This is a genomic window from Halosimplex carlsbadense 2-9-1 (assembly GCF_000337455.1).
Classification (GTDB): Archaea; Halobacteriota; Halobacteria; order Halobacteriales; family Haloarculaceae; genus Halosimplex; species Halosimplex carlsbadense.
This window is the reverse complement of sequence record NZ_AOIU01000009.1, coordinates 30,754-49,970: the sequence shown is the minus strand read 5'-3', so window position 1 is coordinate 49,970 and position 19,217 is coordinate 30,754. Positions and strand designations below refer to the sequence as shown.

Annotated in this window: 17 protein-coding genes; 7 read left to right on the top strand and 10 right to left on the bottom strand. The window is 69.4% G+C overall.

What is annotated here, in order from left to right:
- Positions 1 to 199 precede the first annotated feature (199 nt).
- Positions 200 to 688 (bottom strand): dihydrofolate reductase, encoded by a 489-nt coding sequence (locus C475_RS04185; protein ID WP_006882525.1) that lies wholly within the window; start codon positions 686 to 688, stop codon positions 200 to 202.
- 24 nt (positions 689 to 712) lie between these two features.
- The gene (locus C475_RS04180) at positions 713 to 2,125 is read right to left on the bottom strand and encodes an MATE family efflux transporter (protein WP_006882524.1); all 1,413 of its coding nucleotides are present in this window, start codon (positions 2,123 to 2,125) and stop codon (positions 713 to 715) included.
- Between the two features lie 249 nt (positions 2,126 to 2,374).
- Here C475_RS04180 and ilvA point away from each other — a divergent pair, with 249 nt between their 5' ends.
- Together ilvA and C475_RS04170 are read left to right on the top strand one after the other, a co-directional pair.
- Positions 2,375 to 3,586 carry a threonine ammonia-lyase gene (gene ilvA / locus C475_RS04175; protein WP_006882523.1) on the top strand — a complete coding sequence of 404 codons (1,212 nt, stop codon included), beginning with the start codon at positions 2,375 to 2,377 and terminating at the stop codon, positions 3,584 to 3,586.
- 228 nt (positions 3,587 to 3,814) lie between these two features.
- Positions 3,815 to 4,060 (top strand): BolA family protein, encoded by a 246-nt coding sequence (locus C475_RS04170; RefSeq protein ID WP_006882522.1) that lies wholly within the window; start codon positions 3,815 to 3,817, stop codon positions 4,058 to 4,060.
- 388 nt (positions 4,061 to 4,448) lie between these two features.
- On the opposite strand, the gene C475_RS04165 is transcribed toward C475_RS04170, so the two are convergent.
- Together C475_RS04165 and hisI are read right to left on the bottom strand one after the other, a co-directional pair.
- Complete coding sequence (locus C475_RS04165) at positions 4,449 to 5,624, bottom strand: DUF7118 family protein (RefSeq protein WP_006882521.1); 1,176 nt, start codon at positions 5,622 to 5,624, stop codon at positions 4,449 to 4,451.
- Between the two features lie 4 nt (positions 5,625 to 5,628).
- Complete coding sequence (gene hisI, locus C475_RS04160) at positions 5,629 to 5,994, bottom strand: phosphoribosyl-AMP cyclohydrolase (protein WP_006882520.1); 366 nt, start codon at positions 5,992 to 5,994, stop codon at positions 5,629 to 5,631.
- Between the two features lie 158 nt (positions 5,995 to 6,152).
- Between hisI and C475_RS04155 the strand changes: the two genes are divergently transcribed.
- The gene (locus C475_RS04155; protein WP_006882519.1) at positions 6,153 to 6,410 is read left to right on the top strand and encodes a hypothetical protein; all 258 of its coding nucleotides are present in this window, start codon (positions 6,153 to 6,155) and stop codon (positions 6,408 to 6,410) included.
- A gap of 51 nt (positions 6,411 to 6,461) precedes the next feature.
- Here C475_RS04155 and C475_RS04150 read toward each other — a convergent pair whose 3' ends face one another.
- A complete protein-coding gene (locus C475_RS04150) occupies positions 6,462 to 7,541 on the bottom strand; it encodes an A24 family peptidase (RefSeq protein WP_006882518.1) in 1,080 nt (359 codons plus the stop codon).
- A gap of 322 nt (positions 7,542 to 7,863) precedes the next feature.
- On the opposite strand from C475_RS04150, the gene C475_RS04145 reads away from it, so the two are divergent.
- A complete protein-coding gene (locus C475_RS04145) occupies positions 7,864 to 10,212 on the top strand; it encodes an urea ABC transporter substrate-binding protein (RefSeq protein WP_006882517.1) in 2,349 nt (782 codons plus the stop codon).
- A gap of 475 nt (positions 10,213 to 10,687) precedes the next feature.
- On the opposite strand, the gene fer is transcribed toward C475_RS04145, so the two are convergent.
- The 4 genes from fer to C475_RS04125 all read right to left on the bottom strand — a co-directional run bounded on the left by fer (position 10,688) and on the right by C475_RS04125 (position 15,389).
- Positions 10,688 to 11,074, bottom strand: coding sequence for a ferredoxin Fer (fer, locus tag C475_RS04140; protein ID WP_006882516.1), 387 nt, complete (start codon positions 11,072 to 11,074; stop codon positions 10,688 to 10,690).
- 126 nt (positions 11,075 to 11,200) lie between these two features.
- Positions 11,201 to 12,400 (bottom strand): inorganic phosphate transporter, encoded by a 1,200-nt coding sequence (locus tag C475_RS04135; protein WP_006882515.1) that lies wholly within the window; start codon positions 12,398 to 12,400, stop codon positions 11,201 to 11,203.
- Positions 12,401 to 12,490: 90 nt separating this feature from the next.
- Positions 12,491 to 13,654, bottom strand: coding sequence for an inorganic phosphate transporter (locus tag C475_RS04130; protein ID WP_006882514.1), 1,164 nt, complete (start codon positions 13,652 to 13,654; stop codon positions 12,491 to 12,493).
- A 76-nt stretch (positions 13,655 to 13,730) separates the two neighbouring features.
- Positions 13,731 to 15,389: a globin-coupled sensor protein gene (locus C475_RS04125; RefSeq protein WP_006882513.1), complete on the bottom strand. Its 1,659-nt coding sequence runs from the start codon at positions 15,387 to 15,389 to the stop codon at positions 13,731 to 13,733.
- Between the two features lie 179 nt (positions 15,390 to 15,568).
- Between C475_RS04125 and hisA the strand changes: the two genes are divergently transcribed.
- Both hisA and C475_RS04115 read left to right on the top strand, forming a co-directional pair.
- Positions 15,569 to 16,288: a 1-(5-phosphoribosyl)-5-[(5-phosphoribosylamino)methylideneamino]imidazole-4-carboxamide isomerase gene (gene hisA / locus C475_RS04120; RefSeq protein WP_006882512.1), complete on the top strand. Its 720-nt coding sequence runs from the start codon at positions 15,569 to 15,571 to the stop codon at positions 16,286 to 16,288.
- A gap of 180 nt (positions 16,289 to 16,468) precedes the next feature.
- On the top strand, positions 16,469 to 16,798 hold the full coding sequence (locus C475_RS04115) for a hypothetical protein (RefSeq protein ID WP_006882511.1): 330 nt from the start codon (positions 16,469 to 16,471) through the stop codon (positions 16,796 to 16,798).
- Here the strand turns inward: C475_RS04115 and C475_RS04110 are convergent.
- On the bottom strand, positions 16,779 to 17,852 hold the full coding sequence (locus tag C475_RS04110; protein ID WP_006882510.1) for a TrmB family transcriptional regulator: 1,074 nt from the start codon (positions 17,850 to 17,852) through the stop codon (positions 16,779 to 16,781). The two genes, C475_RS04115 and C475_RS04110, sit on opposite strands and share 20 nt — an antisense overlap.
- 126 nt (positions 17,853 to 17,978) lie before the next feature.
- On the opposite strand from C475_RS04110, the gene C475_RS04105 reads away from it, so the two are divergent.
- Positions 17,979 to 19,217, top strand: coding sequence for an MFS transporter (locus C475_RS04105; protein WP_006882509.1), 1,239 nt, complete (start codon positions 17,979 to 17,981; stop codon positions 19,215 to 19,217).

Here is a 19,217-nt window from a genome sequence, read left to right as displayed (position 1 = left end):
CGCCCGACCGCGACCGCCGCGAGCGGAGGGTAGCGACCGACGCGCTCTCGATCCTCCCGCTCGACCGCTCGCGCGACCGGCTCGGACCGACGGCGACCCATCCCGACACGGACGCGCGGGTCGAACGCCTGCGGCGCCTCGTCGATCGGTACGAGAGCGCCTGATTCCGCCCCAGGCACCGATCCGAGGCGACGAGCGGTCAGGCGGTCCCGTCGCCCTCGCGTCGCTCCCACGTCTCGACGGTGAAGTTCGCGTACTCCTCGGTCTCGACGAGTCGCCAGTCGTCCTCGTCCCACTCCGGATAGTGGGTGTCGCCCTCGTACTCGCCGGGAACCCGCGTCAGGACCATCCCGTCGAGGTGGGGCTGGAAGAGCGCGTAGATGCCGGCACCGCCCAGAACGTAGGCGCGGTCGGCGCCCAGCGACTCGACGATGTCGGCGGCCTCGTCGACGGACGAGGCGTGATGGGCGTTCTCGTCGTCGTACTCCCGTTCGCTGCGGCTGAGGACGACGTAGGCCGAGCCCGGCGGCTCGTCGAACATCTCGTAGGTGCGCCGCCCGAAGATAGTGGGGGAGCCGGCGACGCGCTCGCGGTACTGCTTCTTGTCCTCGGGGAGGTGCCAGGGCACCTCGTCGTCGTCGCCGATGACGCCGTTGTCGGCGACCGCGGCGACGGAGATCAGCTTCATACCCCCGCTTGGGGTGCGAGCGGCTTAATCGCCCGCTTCCGCGTCCTCGGCGGGGGCGCCGCCGCTCGCGCTCCCGCGTTCGTCCATCATCGCCGCGGCCTTCTCGGCCCAGCCGCCGTAGGCGAACCCCCAGCCGACGACGGCGAGCGCCCAGAACTGCTGGAGGGCGATGGCGGCGTAGATACCGATCACGCCCCAGCCGAGGAGCACGCTCGTCAGGTAGCCGAAGCCGAGCAGGAAGCCGAACATGCCCGTCGTCCGCGCGACGAAGGGGGTCCGCGTGTCGCTACCGCCCTGCAGCGACCCCGAGATGGCGAGATACGCGCCGATGGCGGGGGCGGCCACGGCGTAGGCGCGACAGAAGCCGACCGCGTAGCCCGCGGTCGCGGGGTCGCCGGTGAACAGCGAGACGAACCAGTCGGCGCCGAAAAAGAGCGCGACGGCGATGGCCCCCATCGTCAGGACGGCGAGGGCGGTCGTCGCCCACCCCTGGAAGCGGGCGGCGGCCACGTCGCCGTCGCCCAGCGACTGCCCGACGACGACGCTGGCGGCGGTGTGGTAAGCCCGCCCCAGCGGCGAGGTGACCTGCTGGTACATCCGCCGGCCGATCTGGTAGGCGGCGTTGACGTCCGTCCCGAACGTGAGCAACAGGGCGTTGAACGGGAACTCCGCCAGCGTCGTCACCAGCCCCTCGCCGATCCGGGGGGCGCTCACCGCCAGCAGCTGTTTCGCGATGACGAGGTCCCGCGGGCGGGCGAACGACGCCTCGGTCCGCGAGCTCCAGATGGCGACGGAGAGCGCGCCGGCGGTGACGGTGTTGCCGACCGCGGTCGCGATCCCGACGCCGACGATGGCGAGTCGGGGCGCGCCGAACAGGCCGAGGCCGAGGACGAGCGAGCCGACGATGTTGAGCAGCGAGGACGTCACGTCGACGTACATCGGCGTCCGGGTGTCGCCGGTGCCCTGCAGCGCGCGGGCGGCGACCAGCGCGACGTGGCGAGCGGGCGCGCTCGCGAAGACGATGGCGAGGTAGGTGCCGCCCATCTCGGCCACGTCCGCGGGCGCGCCGAGCAGGGAGATCGCCGCCTCGCCGAACAGAACGCCGAACGCGACGAAGGGGATCCCCGACAGCAGACCCAGTAGTACGGCCTGCGTGACCGCCTGGTCGCGGTTCTCGACCGCCGCGCCCCCGGTGTCCTGGCTGGACAGCGCGATGGCGCCGCTGCCGAGGCCGAGACCGATCCGCAGTGGAAAGCGGGCGTAGAGGTCCGCCAGCCCGACCGCCGCGACCGCTGCCGGCGAAAAAAGGCCGGTGACGACCACGTCGGTCGTCCGCATGAGCGTGCGGAAGACGTGCTGGATCATGATCGGCCACGACAGCGAGAGGACTCGCCGCCAGACACCGAGTCCGCGCTCGCGCACGCTCGCCGCCGACATTGGCCGTGCTCGGGACCGGTCCCGATTCAAGCTGTCGATGGCTGGCGGGCCACCATCGATCGACCGCACCGTCGAGGGCGTCCGCGTCGACCCGTTCCTCTCCCGGCGGCCACCGTCGAACTGCGCGCTCGGGTCCCGCGGTTTCACGTTCACTCCGCGTGGCTCGATTTCAAGCACGGGCTCGCGGTAGTCGCCGGTTTCACACGCCGTTCCCCGTACATCTAACTCCCGTCGAGCGGTAGCGGTAGTATGATCGAACTCGCGGACGTACTCGACGCGCGCGAGCGGGTGGCCGCGACCGCCCGGCACACACCGCTCGATTACTCCCACACCTTCTCGTCGATGACCGGCGCGGACATCCATCTGAAACTGGAGACGTTCCAGCGGACGGGGTCGTTCAAGATCCGCGGCGCCACCAACAAGATCGCGACCCTCTCCGACGAGGAGCAAGAGGCCGGCGTCGTCACCGCCTCCGCGGGCAATCACGCCCAGGGCGTCGCGCTCGCCGCGACGCGGATCGGCGTCGACTCGAAGATCGTCATGCCCGAACACGCCCCGGTCTCGAAGGTCAAGGCCACCCGCAACTACGGCGCGGAGGTCGTCCTCCACGGCGCCGACTACGACGAGGCCGCCGAGAAGGCCCACGAGATCGAGCGCGCGGAGGACCGGGTCTACGTCCACGCCTTCGACGACCCGATGGTGATGGCCGGCCAGGGCACCATCGGCCTCGAAATCCTCGAGGAACTTCCCGAGGTCGACACCCTGCTCGTTCCCATCGGCGGCGGCGGTCTCATCAGCGGCATCGCCACCGCGGTCAAGGCCAAGAATCCCGACACCCGCATCGTCGGCGTCCAGGCCGAAGGCGCGTCCAGCGTCGCCGATTCCCTCCGGAAGGGCGAGGTCGTCGAGCGCGAGCAGGTCGACACCATCGCCGACGGGATCGCCACTCGGAAGGTCGGCACGGAGACCTTCGAGGTCATCCGCGAGCGCGTCGACGAGGTCGTCACCGTCTCCGACGCCGAGACCGCGGTCGCGCTGACGACGCTGCTCGAACGCGGCAAGACCCTCGTCGAGGGCGCCGGCGCGGTGCCGCTGGCGGCCCTGCTGGAGGGGCGCTTCGACTACGACGACGACGAGGTGATCGTCCCCTGTCTCTGCGGCGGCAACATCGACCTGAACGTCCTGACCACCGTCATCATGCGCGGACTCGTCGAGACCGGCCGCTACCTCCGGATCCGGACGATCCTCAAGGACCGCCCCGGCGAGCTCGAACGGCTGGTCCAGATCATCAGCGACGCCCGGGCGAACATCCACGCCATCGAACACGACCGCGCCGGCAAGGACGTGGCCATGAACGCCGCCGAGGTGGAGCTGGACCTGGAGACGAAAGGGGCCGAGCACGCCGAGGCGCTGCTGGCGGCGCTGCGCGAAGAGGAGTACGAGGTCGACGTGCTGGTGTGAGGCCGGTGGAGTGGATCGGGCGCGACCGGCGCCGTCGCTCCCGTGGTCAGAATCGAGGCGGCTCGGAGTCCCGTGTCGTCACAAGGGGCTCGGAGGGGTAACCATTCGTCATCGCCGCCGGTCGAACGGAGACGGTGCGGGCGTATGAATCTCCCGAACGGGACCGCCGCAGGCGACCCCGAGGGGACAGTGGCAAGCGTTTTTCCGCTCGCCCGCCTCGCTCCCTGCATGGATCTGTCCGACATCGAGGCGCTCATCGAGGAGTCGATCCCCGACGCCGAGGCCACCGTCGCCCGCGCCCGCGGCGCCGACGACGACGACCACCTCGCCGCCACCGTCGTCTCCCCCGCCTTCGCCGACGAGTCGCTCGTCGACCGCCACCAGATGGTGTACGACGCGCTCGGCGACCGCATGACCACCGACATCCACGCCCTGGAAGTCGAGACCTACACGCCCGAGGAACGCGAGGAGTAGCCGCTGAACGAACTGCGAGGGGAGTTACCGCAACGACCCGCTCGACCGCACCGCAAAACAGCGTGAAAGCCCCCGCGTGTTCCGGTTGCGCGCCTCGCTGCGCGCTTCACTCGCTCCGCTCGTTGCAGTGCTTACGTCGTCGTGCTTCCCGGAACACGCGGCCCCTTTCATTCCCACCAGCGTCGGCTGGCCGGCCAGTCTGTGCGGGTGGGAATGAAAGGGGTGGCCGTCTCGACGAAGCACGGGGAAGCAAGCACCACAGCGAGCAGAGCGAGCGAGGAGCGCAGCGACCCGCGCGAGTCGAGACGGTCGGGGCTTTCACGCTGTTTGCGGCGGTATCTCCGGTCGAAGCGGTCGCGGTGCCGGCAGCGGTCAATTGGTCCCGAACTCACAGGCCAGGATACTCGTCGAGCGCGTCTTCGAGCCGTTCTCTCGCGTCGCGACACGCCGCCAGTTCGTCGGCCACGTCTCCGCTCGCCAGCCGGTCGCGCTCCTCGGGGCCGAGCTGTGCGCGGGCCTGCGCGCTGTCGCGGAGTCGCTCGTAGTCGGTCTCGCGGGGCAACGCGCGCACCTCCCGCAGCGCGACGAGCGCCGTCTCGCCCTCGTCGGCGTGGTCGGCGAACCGAGCGACGACGCTGGTCAGCTCCCGGGCGCGAAAGCGGAGCGTCTCGGCCTCGACCGGCGGCCAGTCGACGGTCAACGGTTCTTCGTCCAGCCGCCGGAGATACGTCCGCCGGGTCGAGACGTTGCGCTTGAGAGCGTCGGGGTCGTCGACGTAGTGGTCGAGCTTCGACTTCGAGTACTCGGCGTACTCCAGCAGTTGCCCGACCGTCTCCGCGCCGGCGGGGTAGGTGTCGACGTACTCCCGGAGGTCCGCCGGCGGCGACTCGAAGGGCACGAGCGGGTAGGCGTCGGCCTTCGCGACGAACGCCAGCAGGTCGCGGGCGCTCGCCGACGAGCGAAAGTCGGCGAACGCGTCGGCGACGCGGTCGTTGTACGCCTCGATGGGGTCGCGCAGGCGCTCGGTCGGGGCGTCCAGGTCGGCGTCGCCCAGCCGCTGCAGGTCCTCCAGGTCCGCGATGCGGTCGGCGAGGTCGTCGATGCGGCGCTCGGCGGAAAAGCGGGCGTCCTCGTAGCGGTCGCGCGCCTCGTCGCGGTCGTCGAGGCGGGACACGTCCGCGCGGACGGGTTCGAGCGCCGAGCGGACCTTCTCCCAGTCCGACTCGGTGAGCCGGCGCTGCTGGAGCAGGTCGTCGACCTCCTCGAAGACCTCGCGGTGGCGCACGTCCTCGGAGAGCTCCTCGGTGATCGCGGCGATCTGGCTCTGGAACTCGATGAACGTCTTGAAGTCGCCGTCGCCGGTGACCTCCTCCTCGTAGCGGTCGAACAGCGTCGTGAGGTCGTCGTCGGCGTCGGCGACGGCCCGAAGCTCGGACTCGCCGACCTCGTCGACGCGGTCGCGGGCGCGCTGGAGGGCGTCGCGGGCCTCGCGCAGTTCGGCGACGAGGTCCTCGGCGACGGTGCGGGGGTCGTCGGTCGCGGGGTCGAAGGCGGCGTCGCTCATCCGGCTACTCGTAGACCTCGTCGGGGTCGAAGACTCGCTCGCCGACGGTCTCGCCGTCGACGGTGCGGTGGAAACACGACTCGTAGCCGGTGTGGCAGGCGCCGCCCGTCTGGTCGACGAGATACAGGAGCGCGTCGCCGTCGCAGTCGACGCGGATCTCTGCGATCTCCTGGACGTGGCCGCTGGAGCCGCCCTTCTTCCACAGTTCCTCGCGGCTGCGCGAGTAGTAGTGGGCGAAGCCGGTCTCGCGGGTGCGCTCGACGGCTTCGCTCGTGACGTACGCGAGCATGAGCACCTCCCCCGAGTCGGCGTCCTGGGCGACCGCGGGGAGGCGTTCCTGCTCGTCGAACGCCAGATCGATGTCGCTCATACCCGCAACTGGGACCGACCGCCGAATAGGTCTTTTGTCGCCGGCGAGCGCGGGGCCGACCGAAGGGAGGGCCCGAGGCGAGCGGTGACCGCAGGGAACCGCGAGCGAAACGGCCTCGACGCCCACACTTATGCCGGACCGAGAACAACCCACGGGCGATGATCGGATCCGTCCGGCGGTTCCTCGGGGCGATGGCCGAGGAGGACGCCCGGACCCGGGCGTTCCTGCTCTGGAACGCGGGCAACACCGTCGGCGCCGTCGGCCTGCTCGTCGGCGCGTTCGCCCTGCTGGTCGTGACCAACGCGCCCGGCTTCCAGCGCACCGTCCTGATCGCCTACATCACCGTCGCTGCCCTGTGGCTCGTCTCGATTTTCACTATCGGACCGCTGTACGACCGGGTCGTCCCCGAGGAGTAGCGCTCGCGGGACGCGGGCGCCCCCTCTGACACGCCGACGCGAGCGTCGGCCTCACACCAGTATCGAGACGAGTTGGAAGAACAGATCGCCGTAGACGAGGCTGATCACGAGCGCGACGAACATTGGGACGATGAAGGGCATCCCGGGGGAGATCCAGACCACGTCCTCCTCGGCGAGCACGTCCAGCCCGTCGGCCAGTCCGTCGGCGGTCGTCCCGTAGGCCGACCCCTCGATGTCGTCGAGGAAGGCCTGGGCGCCCCAGGGGTCGTCGTAGTTCGAACCGCCGTCGCGGTTCGAGACCCCGTCGCCGTCGGTGTCGTCCGCACTGGCCCGTTTCCCGCCGTCAGTAGCGGTTTCGCCGTCGGTTCCGGCCGCGACCCCGCCGCTGTCGGGGATCGAGCCGTCGCCCGGCGGGCGGGGGTCGTCGGGGAGGCTCGCGGGGTCGCGGTGGTGTTCGGGGTCGTCGCGGACCGCGGCCAGCGTCGTCCCGCGCCAGCGCAGGTACATCCGCAGGGCGTCCAGGTCGAGCCCGCCCCGAGTGAACCCCTCGGGCGTCTGGAGCAGGGAGCCGTACTCGCTGATCGCGTCGCCGGCGCGTATCGGCTTGCCGATGAACATGATCGGTGCGAGATGGCCGGTGACGGCGTTGCGCAGCGTGACGGCGAGGGGATATGCCGCGCCGACGAGGACGGTGTTCGAGAGGACCGTCAGCGAGAACACGCCGACGGTCGTCCGGGTCAGCGGCAGCGCCTCCGCTGGGAAGATATAGGTCGGAAAGGTCGGGAAGAGGACCGCGAGGACGATCAGCGCCTTCGCGTCGGCGCCGCCGAAGCCGCCCAAGTAGTAGAACAGGTAGCCGATGGACCCGACCATCCCGAGCGAGAGTGCGACGCGGAGGTAGAACCGTTCGCGGGCGACCAGCCCGCCGGGGAGGTCACCTGCCGACACTCGCGAGATGTCCCAGGCCAGCAGCGCGATCCCCAGCAGGGCCAGCGGGAGCCACGTGGCGTTTGGCACCCGCCGGGTGCGGATATCCCGGTAGGCGGCCCAGGCGAAGACGGGGACGGCCACCAGCCGCAGCAGGTCCGGCCGCGGGCTCTCGGTCAGGACGGTACCCAGCCAGTCGATCACGACCGAACCAGCGCGCTGGCGGGCATTAGTGGTTTCGACGGCGGCGCGGCCGCTGTGGGTGTCCCAGTGTGCGAGCGGTGCGCTCGTCCGGAGTCGTCGACCGACGGGAGCCGTCGTGCTGGAAGTAACATCTGCGTTCAGTCGGTCACGACCGACCCGGACCCGCCCCCAGCCGAGCCACCCCGACTAGTTAGTTTCAGATTTCGACAGTTCTGAACACCATTACTGATAATATTTTCAGCGATTTTCGCGCGAGTGGGTATATTAGGGCTATCAAAATGCATATGACGGAAGATGTTAAACCAAGGCTGTAGTATCAAGAATGATTGGTAGGGCAGACGAGTCAGATGATCCCATCACGATAGCGGTTCTCGAGAATCGGTCCGGTAAATTCGCCGAGCTCGGCACTTCGAAGTGGCAGGCGAGTCTCCTCGCGGTCGAAGAACTGAACCGGAACGGGGGGATTCTCGGTCGTGAGATCGAGGTAGTCGATCCGGATCCGAAGTCGGACGTGAACAGATACCGACAGCTGGTCACCGACATTCTGAACGAGCAAGACCCTGACGCGATCTGGGCCGGCTATGCTTCGTCCGAGCGGGAGGTCGTCCGTCCCTTGATAGACGCTCATAGACAGCTGTACTTCTACACGACCCAGTACGAGGGCGGCGTCTGCGACCGATACACCTTCCCGATGGGAGCGACCGCTCGCCAGCAACTCGGGACCGTCCTCCCGTACCTCGTCTCGGAATACGGGCCGGAGATCTTCACGGTCGCGGCCGACTACAACTTCGGACACCTGTCCGCTGACTGGGTAGATATCCTCGCGGCGGAACACGACGCCGAGGTGATCGGCAAGGCGTTCGCGCCGCTCTCACAGACGTCGTTCGAGTCGTTGGTAACCCGGATCGAGAACGCCGATCCCGACTTCGTCATGTCGATGCTCGTCGGGGACAACCACGCGGAGTTCTTCCGAGAGAAAGCCGATCGAGGGCTCGCGGTGCCCGTCGGAACCTCCACATCGATGGCTCAGGCGTTCGAACACAAACGGTACGAGCCGCCCGCGTTCGCGGGTGTCCACGTCGGAGTCAACTACATGGAGGAGCTCTCGACGTCGGAGAACAAGGCGTTCGTCGAGCGCTTCTACGAGAAGTTCCCGGACGCGCAGTACATCAACCAGGAGGCACAGAACAGCTACGTTTCGATACACCTCTACGCGAAGGCTGTCGAAGCCGCGGGAACGACCGACCAGGAGGCGGTGATAGAACAGCTCCGGAGCGGGCTAACGTTCGACGCACCGGAAGGCACCGTGACCCTCGACGGCGCGACCCATCATATCAGCCACAACATGCGGATCGCACGGGCCGACGAGAACCACGACATCGAGTTCTTCGGGGCGGAGAAAGCGGAGGAGACGTTTCTCTCCGAGACGGTCGGGTGTGACCTCCGGGAGGTCGCCGAGACGACGCAGTACAGACCCGCATTGTTCCACCAGGAGGGGACGTTCGACAGTATGCACGACTCGCTGCAAGACCGGGTTCAGACGGCGTACGAGTCACGGGAACTGCGCGAACAGGTCGAAGCGCGCGCAGAAGCGTACAGCGAGACGATGAGCGACTGTGCCGACGGGGATCTGACCGCCCGATTGCCGACGGACGCCGAAAACGACGCGATGGGTGAGATCGCGACGGCGTTCAACGCGATGCTCGACGAAATTGAAGCGACGATACGACAGCTTCAGGAGTTCTCGCACGACGTTGCGGCGGCGAGTCAACAGGCCAGTTCGGGGGCCCAGAAGGTGAAACGGGCCAGCGAGGAGGTCGGCGAGTCGATCGAGGGGGTCACGAGACGGGCCGACCAACAGCGCGAGCGTCTCGACCGAGTGTCCAGCGAGATGAACAACCTCTCCGCGACCGTCGAAGAGGTCGCGTCGACGGCGCGGACTGTCGCTCAGCTCTCCGAGGACACTGCCGAAGTCGGGCGCGGCGGCGAGTCGACCGCAGAACAGGCGAGCGCGGAGATGGAGCGGATCCGGGCCGAGATGTCGTCGGTCGTCGAGTCCGTCGAGCAACTCGACGAGCAGATGGCTCGGATCGACGAGATCGTGGAACTGATCTCCGATATCGCCGACCAGACGAATATCCTGGCGCTCAACGCGAACATCGAAGCGGCCCGGGTCGGAGGGACCGACGGGACGGACGCCGGCGACGGGTTCGCCGTCGTCGCGGACGAAGTCAAACAACTGGCCGAGGAGACCCAGGAGTCGGCCAGCGATATCTCCGATCTCATCGAGGACGTGCAGGGACACACGTCGACGACTGTCGAACGGATCCGGAGTACCGAACGTGAGATCGAGGAGACCACGGAGTCCGTCGAGAACGCCGTGGACGCGTTCGTCGACGTGGTCGGCAACGTCGAGGAGACTGACGAAGGCGTACAGGAGATAACCCGCGCCGTCGACGACCAGGCCGCCAGTACCGAGGAGGTTCTATCGACGATCACCGAAGTGTCTGAACTCGGGGAGAACACCGCCAGTGCCGCGGAGGACGCGTCGGCCGCAGCGGAGGAACAGGCCGCTTCGATGAGTCAGGTGACTTCGAACGTCGAGTCGCTCGCCACCCAGGCGAACCAACTCCAGAACCGCCTCGACACGTTCAACGTGAACAGGGAGTGACCGCCTGAGAGCATCGCGATCGGCATCGGTCCTTCAGTCGGTTCGCACTCGCAGTGAACGGTCGATTCGCTCTCTCCCGACCGAAGTGGAAGCCAGTTGAATCGGTATACACCGCACAGTGGGTTCGAGGGCACACGGTTACCGCCGACACCGGTGTCCAGCCGCGACCGGCCCCGATATCGTCCGCGGACCCACGTCGCTGAGACACTGCGAGGAGCCGCCCCGAACGCTCAGTCGACCCGAACGTCCTGCCGAGACACGACCACCGCAAACCGCAGACGTCGCGACCACGACCACATCACCCTGCGTACCGACGTGTGCGAACAGTGGACCGGCGTGCGTGGAAGCCGATCGCTTCCGAGTCTGGTTGTCAGCGAGAGACCGACAGTAACGCTTCTCGGCGGGGAGAAAGTCCCGGAGCGAAGGATGTTCGCTTCCGGGAAAGCACTCGCTCGAGAAGCGGGTACGCTGCTGTTTATATGACGCGGTTCTGCAGGTAGTCGAGGTGCTTGGCGTTGTAGACGATCTTGACCTCGTCGGTGGCCGCGCTACCGATGCAGGTCAGGCGGACGTTCTTCTCCTCGACCTCTTCGTCGGAGAGGATCTGCTGCATGTCCATGTCGATGTCGCCCTCGACCGCGATGGCGGCGCAGTTCGCACACGCGCCGGCGCGGCACGAGAACGGCCAGTCGAAGCCCTGGGCCTCGGCGGCCTCGAGGATGTACTCGCCTTCGTTGACCTCGAGCGTGCCGTGGTCCTCGTCGTCGAGGCCGGCGTCGGCGGCCTCGTCGAAAGCCGATGCGTCCATGTCCCAACCCTGATCGTCCAGTACTTCGTAATTCAGGTACTCTACGGTGGGCATCACTTGTAGGATTCGACCCCCTGACTGTTAGACCTTGCTGTTCGTGCTACCGTTTCGCGCCCGCGAGCGCAATATCTGCCGGCCGCGACGGCTCGCAGGTGGACGTGCATCCCATTCTATCGCGGCTTACAGCGGAACAAACCGGAAGAGCAGGAACGAGGCGACCGTCGCTATCCCGGGCACCACGTTCTGGAGGAAGATAACCCGGGCGGTCGTCGCCGGTTCGAACAGGTCCTCGGCGTCGGGGATCGACTCGCGGTCCTCGCTGCCGATGGGCGGGGCGTCGGCCGCGTCCGGCGTCCCGCCGTCGCCGCCGACGGTCGGCGCCTCGTCGGCCTCGGCGGCCAGCGCGCCGACTGACACCGCCGGCGGGTCGCCCCCCCTGGCGTCGGCGATGGTGACCGTCCGGGTCGCCCGGCCCCAGCCCAGGCCGACGATGCTCATCGTCGCGATGATGACGAAACTCGCCGGGATCCCCAGCGCCGACAGGCCGGTGACGATGGTCGAGCTGACCGTCGCGACGACCAGCGCCGCCAGCAGCGGCAGGTCCGTCAGGTCGTTTCCGACGGTGTCCATCGTCCGGCGGGCGATCGTAAAGGCGCCCAGGCCGATGGCGCCGCCGCCCAGCAGGATCGCCTGGGTCATCTCCAGGTCGCCGCTACCGTACAGCGGCGCGACGGCGTTGGCGACGTTGCTCGCCCCCGCCGAGAAGGCCATGTAACAGCCGATCCCGACGACCAGGAGCGTCCCGACGAGTTCGCGAGGCGTGGTGTTGGGGCCGAGTTCCGGCCGCGGCAGGGCGCCCGAGCGGTCGAAGACGACCAGCGACCCCTCGGTCTGCGTGACGGCGAACCACTCGACCAGCCGGGGGTAGTAGTAGCGACCGATGACCGCGCTCACCCAGAAGGCGATCACCGGCGAGACGAGCCACCAGGTGACGATCCGGCCCATCTCTCCCCAGTTGAGCGTGCCGCGGGCGAGCCCCAGCCCGGCCATCGCGCCGACGGCGGTCATCGACGTCGAGGCCGGAACGCCCGCGACGTTCGAGAGGAAGAGGGCGAGCCCGACGAAAAAGAGGACGCCGATGCTGATCTGGAGGGTGAACGGCGTGGTGACGATGTCGCTCCCGAGGGTCTCGATCACCTCGCGGCCGACGGTGGCGCCACCGAGCAGCGCGAAGGCGGTCATCAGCGCCGCCGCGACCGTCTTCGAGACGGTGTCGCTGCCGACCGCCGGCCCGAACGCCACGCCCGTCGAGGAGCCCCCGATGTTGAAGCCGACGAAGACGGCGACGACGAGTCCGACCAGCAGGAGGGCCTCGACCATATCGGTCCCTCGACCACTGACAGGTAAAATCTACCGACAGCGGTCGCCGGCCGAGCCTCGACGCGGCCGGACCACCGGGAGCGCTCGGACTCAGACGATCGGGAGGTATCGGAAGACGAGATAGGAGGCGAGCGCCGAGATCGACGGCGTGAGTATCCAGAGCATGACGACCCGACCGGTCGCCGCGGGGTCGAAGAGATCCGCGGCGGTGATCTCCTCGGGGTCCTCGTCGCCGATCTTCGCGACCGCGTCCGGCTCCGGGGCCCCGGCTCCGTCACCGTCGGCGATCGCGTCGACCGTGACGCCCCCGTCGCCGCCCTCGCTCCCTTTGGGCGGGCCGGCGACGGCCTCGGCGGCGGCGTCGGCGAGCTTCGTCGTCCGGGTCGCCCGACCCCAGCCCAGGCCGACGATGCACATCGTCGCGGAGACGGCGAGGCTGGCGGGGATCCCGATCTCCGAGAGGCCGGTGATGATGCTCGCGCTCACCACCTCGACGATGAGCGCGGCGAGGATCGGCAGGTCCGTCAGGTCGTTGCCGACGGTGTCGAGCGTTCGCCGGGCGATCGTGAAGGCGCCGACACCGATGGCGACGCCGGCCAGCCCGACGTACGGCAGGAACGCGTCGCCGAGCACGCGGCCGCCGTACAGCGGCCCGACGGCGTTGGCGACGTTGCTCGCCCCCGCGGCGTAGGCCATGTAACAGCCGATCGCGACGACCAGCGCGGCGCCGATCCGCTCGCGCAGGGTGGTCTCCTCGCCCGGCGACTCCAGGGTGAACCGCGCTTCGAGGTGCGGAAAGAGATACCGCCCGATGACGGCGCAGATCCAGAAGGCGGTGATCGGCGCGACGAGCCACCAGGTGACGATCTGACCCATGACCTCCCAGTCGATGCTCCCGGTGGCGACGCCGAGCCCGGCGATGGCGCCGACGGCGGTCATCGAGGTGGAGGCGGGGACGCCGAAGAGATTGGAGACCAGCAGGGCGAGGCCGACGAAAAAGAGGACGGCGACGCTGGCGGCAAGCGTGAACTGGTCGCTCGGGACGATCCGACCCCCCATCGTCTCGATGACGTTCCGGCCGACGGTGGCGCCGCCGAGCAGGGCGAACCCGGTCATCAGCGCCGCGGCGCCGGTCTTCGACACGGAGTCGCTCCCGACGGCCGGGCCGAACGCGACCCCCGTCGAGGAGCCCCCGATGTTGAACCCGACGAACGCCGCGACGGCCACCCCCGCCACGAGCAACAGCGAAACCATGTCCGGGCGGTCGACCGGCGGGAGATAAAGGCTGGCGGAGTCGCCGACGGCCGGTGACCCCGCGGGAGTGGGCCGCCTACGCGGCGTCGTCGCCGGCCACGTCGAGGCGGTCGACGGTGCGGTCGATCTCGCGGACCATCTCGGCCTGTTGCTCGCTGGCGGCCGCCACGTCGGCGATCTCGGTCGAGACGGCTTCGGTGCGGTCGACCAGATCGTCGAGCATGCTCGCGACTTCCTCGGCGCTGGCGGCCTGGTCGTCGGTCGCGTCGGCGACCTCGGCGATCCCGCGGGCGGCCTCGGTGACGGCCTCGACGATGTCGTCGAGGTTCCCCATCGCCGTCTCGACCCGGTCGATCCCCTCCTCGACCCGCACGGTCGTCGTCGCGAGGTTCTCGACCGTCTCGTCGGCGTCGGTCTGGATCTCCGTGACCATCCGCTCGATCTCGCCGGCGCGCTCCTGGGACTCCGTCGCCAGCGACTTCACCTCGTCGGCGACGACGGCGAAGCCCGACCCCGCCTCGCCCGCCCTGGCCGCCTCGATCGAGGCGTTCAGCGCGAGGATGTTCGTCTGGTCGGCGATGTCGTTGATCACCTCGACGACCTCGTCGATCTCGCCGATGCGCGTCTGCAGGGCGTCGACGTCGTCGGCCACGTCGTCGACCGCCTCGCCGACAGTGTCCATCACCCCGACCGCGCCGTCGGCCTCGTCGCGGCCCTCCGTCGCCAGCGAGCGGGCGCGCTCGCTGGTCGTCTCGACCTCGTCGGCGGTCGCCGCGACCTCCTCGACCGTCGCGCTCATCCGGGAGACCTCGCCCGCGATCTCGTCGACCCGGTCGGTCTGGTCGTCGGTCAGCTCGGACATCGCGCGGGCGCTGTCGGCGATGTCCTCCGAGGCGTCGAGCAACTGGTCGACCGGCCGCTCGATGTCCGCCCTGACCTGCTCCTGGAGGCGCTCGCGCTCGGCCGAGGCCCGCTCGCGGCGCTCGATCTCGTCCTGCAGGCGCTCGTTGTACGAGTGGATGTAGGTGTCCGCCACGACCTGCATGTCGAGGTTGATCACCCGCAGCACCGACAGCACCTCGTCCATGCCGGCGTCGACCTCAGACTCGACGACCCTCTCGATCGCCTCCAGGTCGACCGACGGGTCGGCCGATGACGACGCCGACGGCGGGTCGTCGGTCGGTTCGATCGCGGCGTCCGGTGCGGTGTCGCCGGCGACGCCCCCGTCGGTCGCGGCGCCGACCAGTTCCGTCCGGAGCGCGTCGACGAGGTTCTCCTGCAGTCGTTCACGCAAGAGGTCGAGGATCAGGTCGTAGTAGACGCCGTACTGGCCGATGTAGTGTTTCATCGGCATCTCCAGCACGTCGTGGATCTTGCCGATCCGCGCGCGGTTGGTGAAGTAGCCCTCACCGTACTCGCCGCCGGCGAGCGTCGCGAAGTACGCCGACTGCGTGCGCTTGAGCTGCTCGACGGTCTTGGGCGACCGGTCCATCACGGCGGTCGTCTCGTCGTAGGCCGTGAGGTTGTCGTAGAAGTCGTCGGCGATCTGGTCGGCGTGGTCCGCGAACAGCGGCTCCAGCGCCGCGAGTCGCTCGGCGTCGTCCCCGTCGAAGCCGACGAACTCCTTGCGCCGGTCGATCTCCTCGGCGTCGAGCCCGATGTCGGTCAGCAGCGCGTCCGGGTCGACTTCGGAGTTCAGTCCCCCACGGCCGAATTCGTCAGCGTAGTCTGTCATAAGCGAGTGACCGAAGATGTAGGCCACCGTTCCCCGCTGGTGGTCTTAACGCTACCCGCCGAGTTCTCGCGCGTGATACTGCCGTCGGGCGATTCGACGGGTGGCCGTCGACCGCCGAACGGGGCGAACGGCGTCCGGCGACCGACACCCTTTCGCCCCGCGCTCGCCCACTGGCGAGCATGTTTCCGGAGTTCGAGGTCGTGCCCGCCGTCGACGTGCAGGACGGGCAGGTCGTCCAGTTGGTCGGTGGCGAGCGCGGCACGGGCAAGGCGTACGGCGACCCCGTCGAGGCCGCCGAAGGGTGGGTCGAACAGGGCGCGCGCACCCTCCACCTCGTCGACCTCGACGGGGCCTTCGAGGGCGAGCGCGCGAACGCCGCGGCCATCCAGTCCGTGGTCGACGCCGTCGACGTCGAGACGCAACTCGGCGGCGGTATCCGCACCGTCGACGACGCCGTCGGCCTACTGGACGCCGGGATCGACCGGGTGATCCTCGGCACCGCCGCCGTCGAGGACCCCGACATCGTCGCCGAGATCAGCGAGGACCACCCCGGGAGCGTGCTGGTGAGCCTCGACGCGAAGGACGGGGAGGTCGTCGTCTCCGGATGGACCGAGGGGACGGGTCTGGACCCGGCCGAGGCTGCCGCGCGCTACGAGGAACTGGGTGCCGGCGGGATCCTCTTCACCGACGTGGACGTGGAGGGGCAACTGGAAGGCGTCCGGACGGAGCCGGTCCGGCGGGTCGTGGAGGCGGTCGACATCCCGGTCGTCGCCAGCGGCGGCGTGGCGACCCTGGACGACGTGCGCGCGCTGAAGGACGCGGGCGCCGCGGCCGTCGTCGTCGGGAGCGCCCTCTACGAGGGGGCGTTCACGCTCGACGAGGCGATCGACGCGGTGTAGCGGGCGAACGGGCGCCAGCCGGGTCCGTATCGGATCCGGTCGCGCTCCGTCCGCGACGGTCGCCGGTTCGCTTCGCGTTGCCCACGGATACTGATCGGACGCGCGCCCGTCCCCGATTCTTGCTGACCGAGTGGTCACGAAAGGTGAACCGTTATACTCGGAGCGCGGAGTGGGCCGGCAATGATCCGGAAGCCGACCGTCTCGCTCGACACCGACCTCGCCGAACAGCTCGCGGGCCTCGCCGGCCTGGGCTGGACCACCTCGACGCTGGGCTTTCTCGGGACGGTCCTGGGCTACGGCAACAGCGTCGTGAGCCGACTGGTGACCGAGCCGAGTTCGCTGCTGTACGTGGGAGCCGTCTGCTTCCTGGCGACGCTGGGGCTCGACCGGATCGCCAACCGCACGGCGGAGGGAGACGAGGGGAGCGAGGCCGGCGACGGCGACGACGGCGGTCCGACGGACGACGGCGGTCCGACCGTCGACGCCGCGGTCACGCCTCGCGAAGGGTGATCTCCCGGGCGGCGAACTCCTCGAAGTAGGGGTCGAAGCCGGGGGAGTCGCCGCCGACGCTGACGGGGCCGCCGTCGGTCTCGACGACCAGGGCGCTCTCGACGGGGAACGAACTCGTGACCGGCGGGACGAGCGTCTGGTTTGCCTCGCGGACGGGGACGCTCTCGAAGTCCATCTGGTGGTCGGTGCCCGTGTCGGCGACGGTCACGTCCGCGACGATATCGCGGCCGGCGTCGAGGTGCTGGGCGGCGGTCGTGACGCCATTGCGGAAGTACTCGAAGGTCCCCGGCAGCTCGGGCGGGTCGGCGACGTGGCGGGGCTCGCCCATCGGCCAGACGTTGCTGACCATGTTGCCGTAGAAGCCGTTGGCGACCTCCGGCTGGCCGAAGGCGACGGCGTACTCGTCGCCGTGGCGCCCCGTCAGGACGCCGTGGGAGCCGACGAGGCCCGCGCGGGCGTCCCGGAGGACGAACACCTGGGGCCGGGCCTCCCACGTCCGGGCGACGTGGGCGTACCGGTCGAAGTCCGCGACCGCGTCGGCGACGACCTCGGTGTCGGGCGCCAGCAGCACGCAGTAAACGAACACCCCCCGCTCGACCGCGTCGGCCATCGCTTCCTTGAGCGTCCCGAAGGCCGTGGCGGGGACGACGACGAACGCCTCGTGGGTCGCGTCGTCGAGGAACCGCTCGGCGCGGCGCTCGACGGTCCGACGCGAGCGGATCACCTCGAAGCCCACGTCGGCCGTCGTCGGCTCGCTGTACACGTCCCCGATCGCCGACTGGAGGTCCGAGACCCGCGTCGACAGCTCCGCGACGGCCTCCGTGGCCGAACGCGCCCGCAGCACGGTCGGGTTCGCGCTCTCGTCGACGGTGACCAGTCCGCGGTCGACCAGCGTCTCGGCCACGTCGTAGACGTACCCTTGCGACACGTCCGCCGCGGCCGCCACGTCCCCCGTCGTCGCCTCCCCGCGCCGGAGTATCGCCAGGTACGTCGCCACCTCCGTTGTCGACAGCCCGAACGCCCCCAGATGCTCCCTGATCCGCGACTCGCTCATTGGAGAGCGTTCTTTGACTATCTACAAAAACGTTTTCCGGATCGAACCGAGAGGGGGGAGTATGCAACCGACGAGCGAGTGGCACGCGGCGCGTCGGCGGACCCGACGACCGCGGGAGGACGCCCGGTGAGCGGGCCGGCGGCGGACGGCACGGGGAGCGATACGACCGCCGCGGACGCTCGGAACCGGCGCCTGTGGACGGTCGTGATCTTCCTGACGATGGCGTGTACGGGCGCGGTGATGCAGGTCCGCGGGGCCGTGCTGCCGACGCTGGAGGGGTATTTCACGGTTCCCGAGTGGCAGCTCGGGCTGGTCGCGCCCGCAGGGACCGTCGGCTACCTGCTGGTCATCCTCGCCGTCGGGTCGAGCGCGGGGCGGATCGACGCGCGGCGGTTCATCGCCGGCGGCGCGTTCCTGACGGCGGGCGCGCTGCTGGCGATGGGACTGTCCCCTTCCTTTCCCGTCTTCCTCGCCGCGCTCGTCGTCCAGGGGGCGGCCGTCGGCGTGTTCCGCGCGCTCGACCGACCGCTGCTCAGCCACTTCTACCCGAGCCAGCGCGGGCGCGTGTACAACCGCTACGACGCGACCTGGGCGATCGGCGCCGCGCTCGGCCCGCTGGCGGTCGTCCTCGCGCTACGGGCGGGGTCGTGGCGGCTCGTCTACGGCGCGGTCGGGGTGGCCGTGCTCGCGCTCGCGGTCGCCTTCCGGTCGCTCCGCTCGCCCGCCGTCGAATCGGACGAGGAGCCGCTCACCCGTTCGGACCTGGCCGAGCTGATCCGCCGCCCGGAGGTGATCGCCCTGCTGGCCGCCCTGTTTTTCGTGACCGGCGTCGAGGGCGGGCTGTTCACCTGGCTGCCCTACTACGCGCGCGCGGAACTGCCCGCCGGGTGGGCGGAGCTGACGCTGACGGTTATGCTGGCCGCGTACATCCCCGGGCGGTTCGCCTGCGGGGCGCTGACCGACCGCCTGGGGCCGCTGACGCTCCTGCTGGGCGTGCTCGGACTGCTCGTGCCCGCGTTCGGGTTCACCTTCTTCGTCGCCGACGGCCTCGCCGTACTCGGGGGCGTCGTCGCCATTGGCCTGCTGATCTCGGGCGTGTTCCCGACGATGATGGCCTACGCCACCGACGCCGTTCCCGAACACAGCGGGCCGGTCAACGCGCTGGCGTCGGCGGTGTCGTCGGTCTCGATCGGCGGCGTGCCCGCGGTCATGGGCGTCGTCGTCGGCGGTGCGGACGCCGCCGCGGCGATGCGGCTGCTCGTCGCGCCGCTGGTGGGCGCGCTGGGCGTGATCGCGCTCGCGAGGGTCGCACAGGGCCGCCGCGACGCGCGGGCCGCGAGCAGCTCGGCGACCGTCGACGACTGA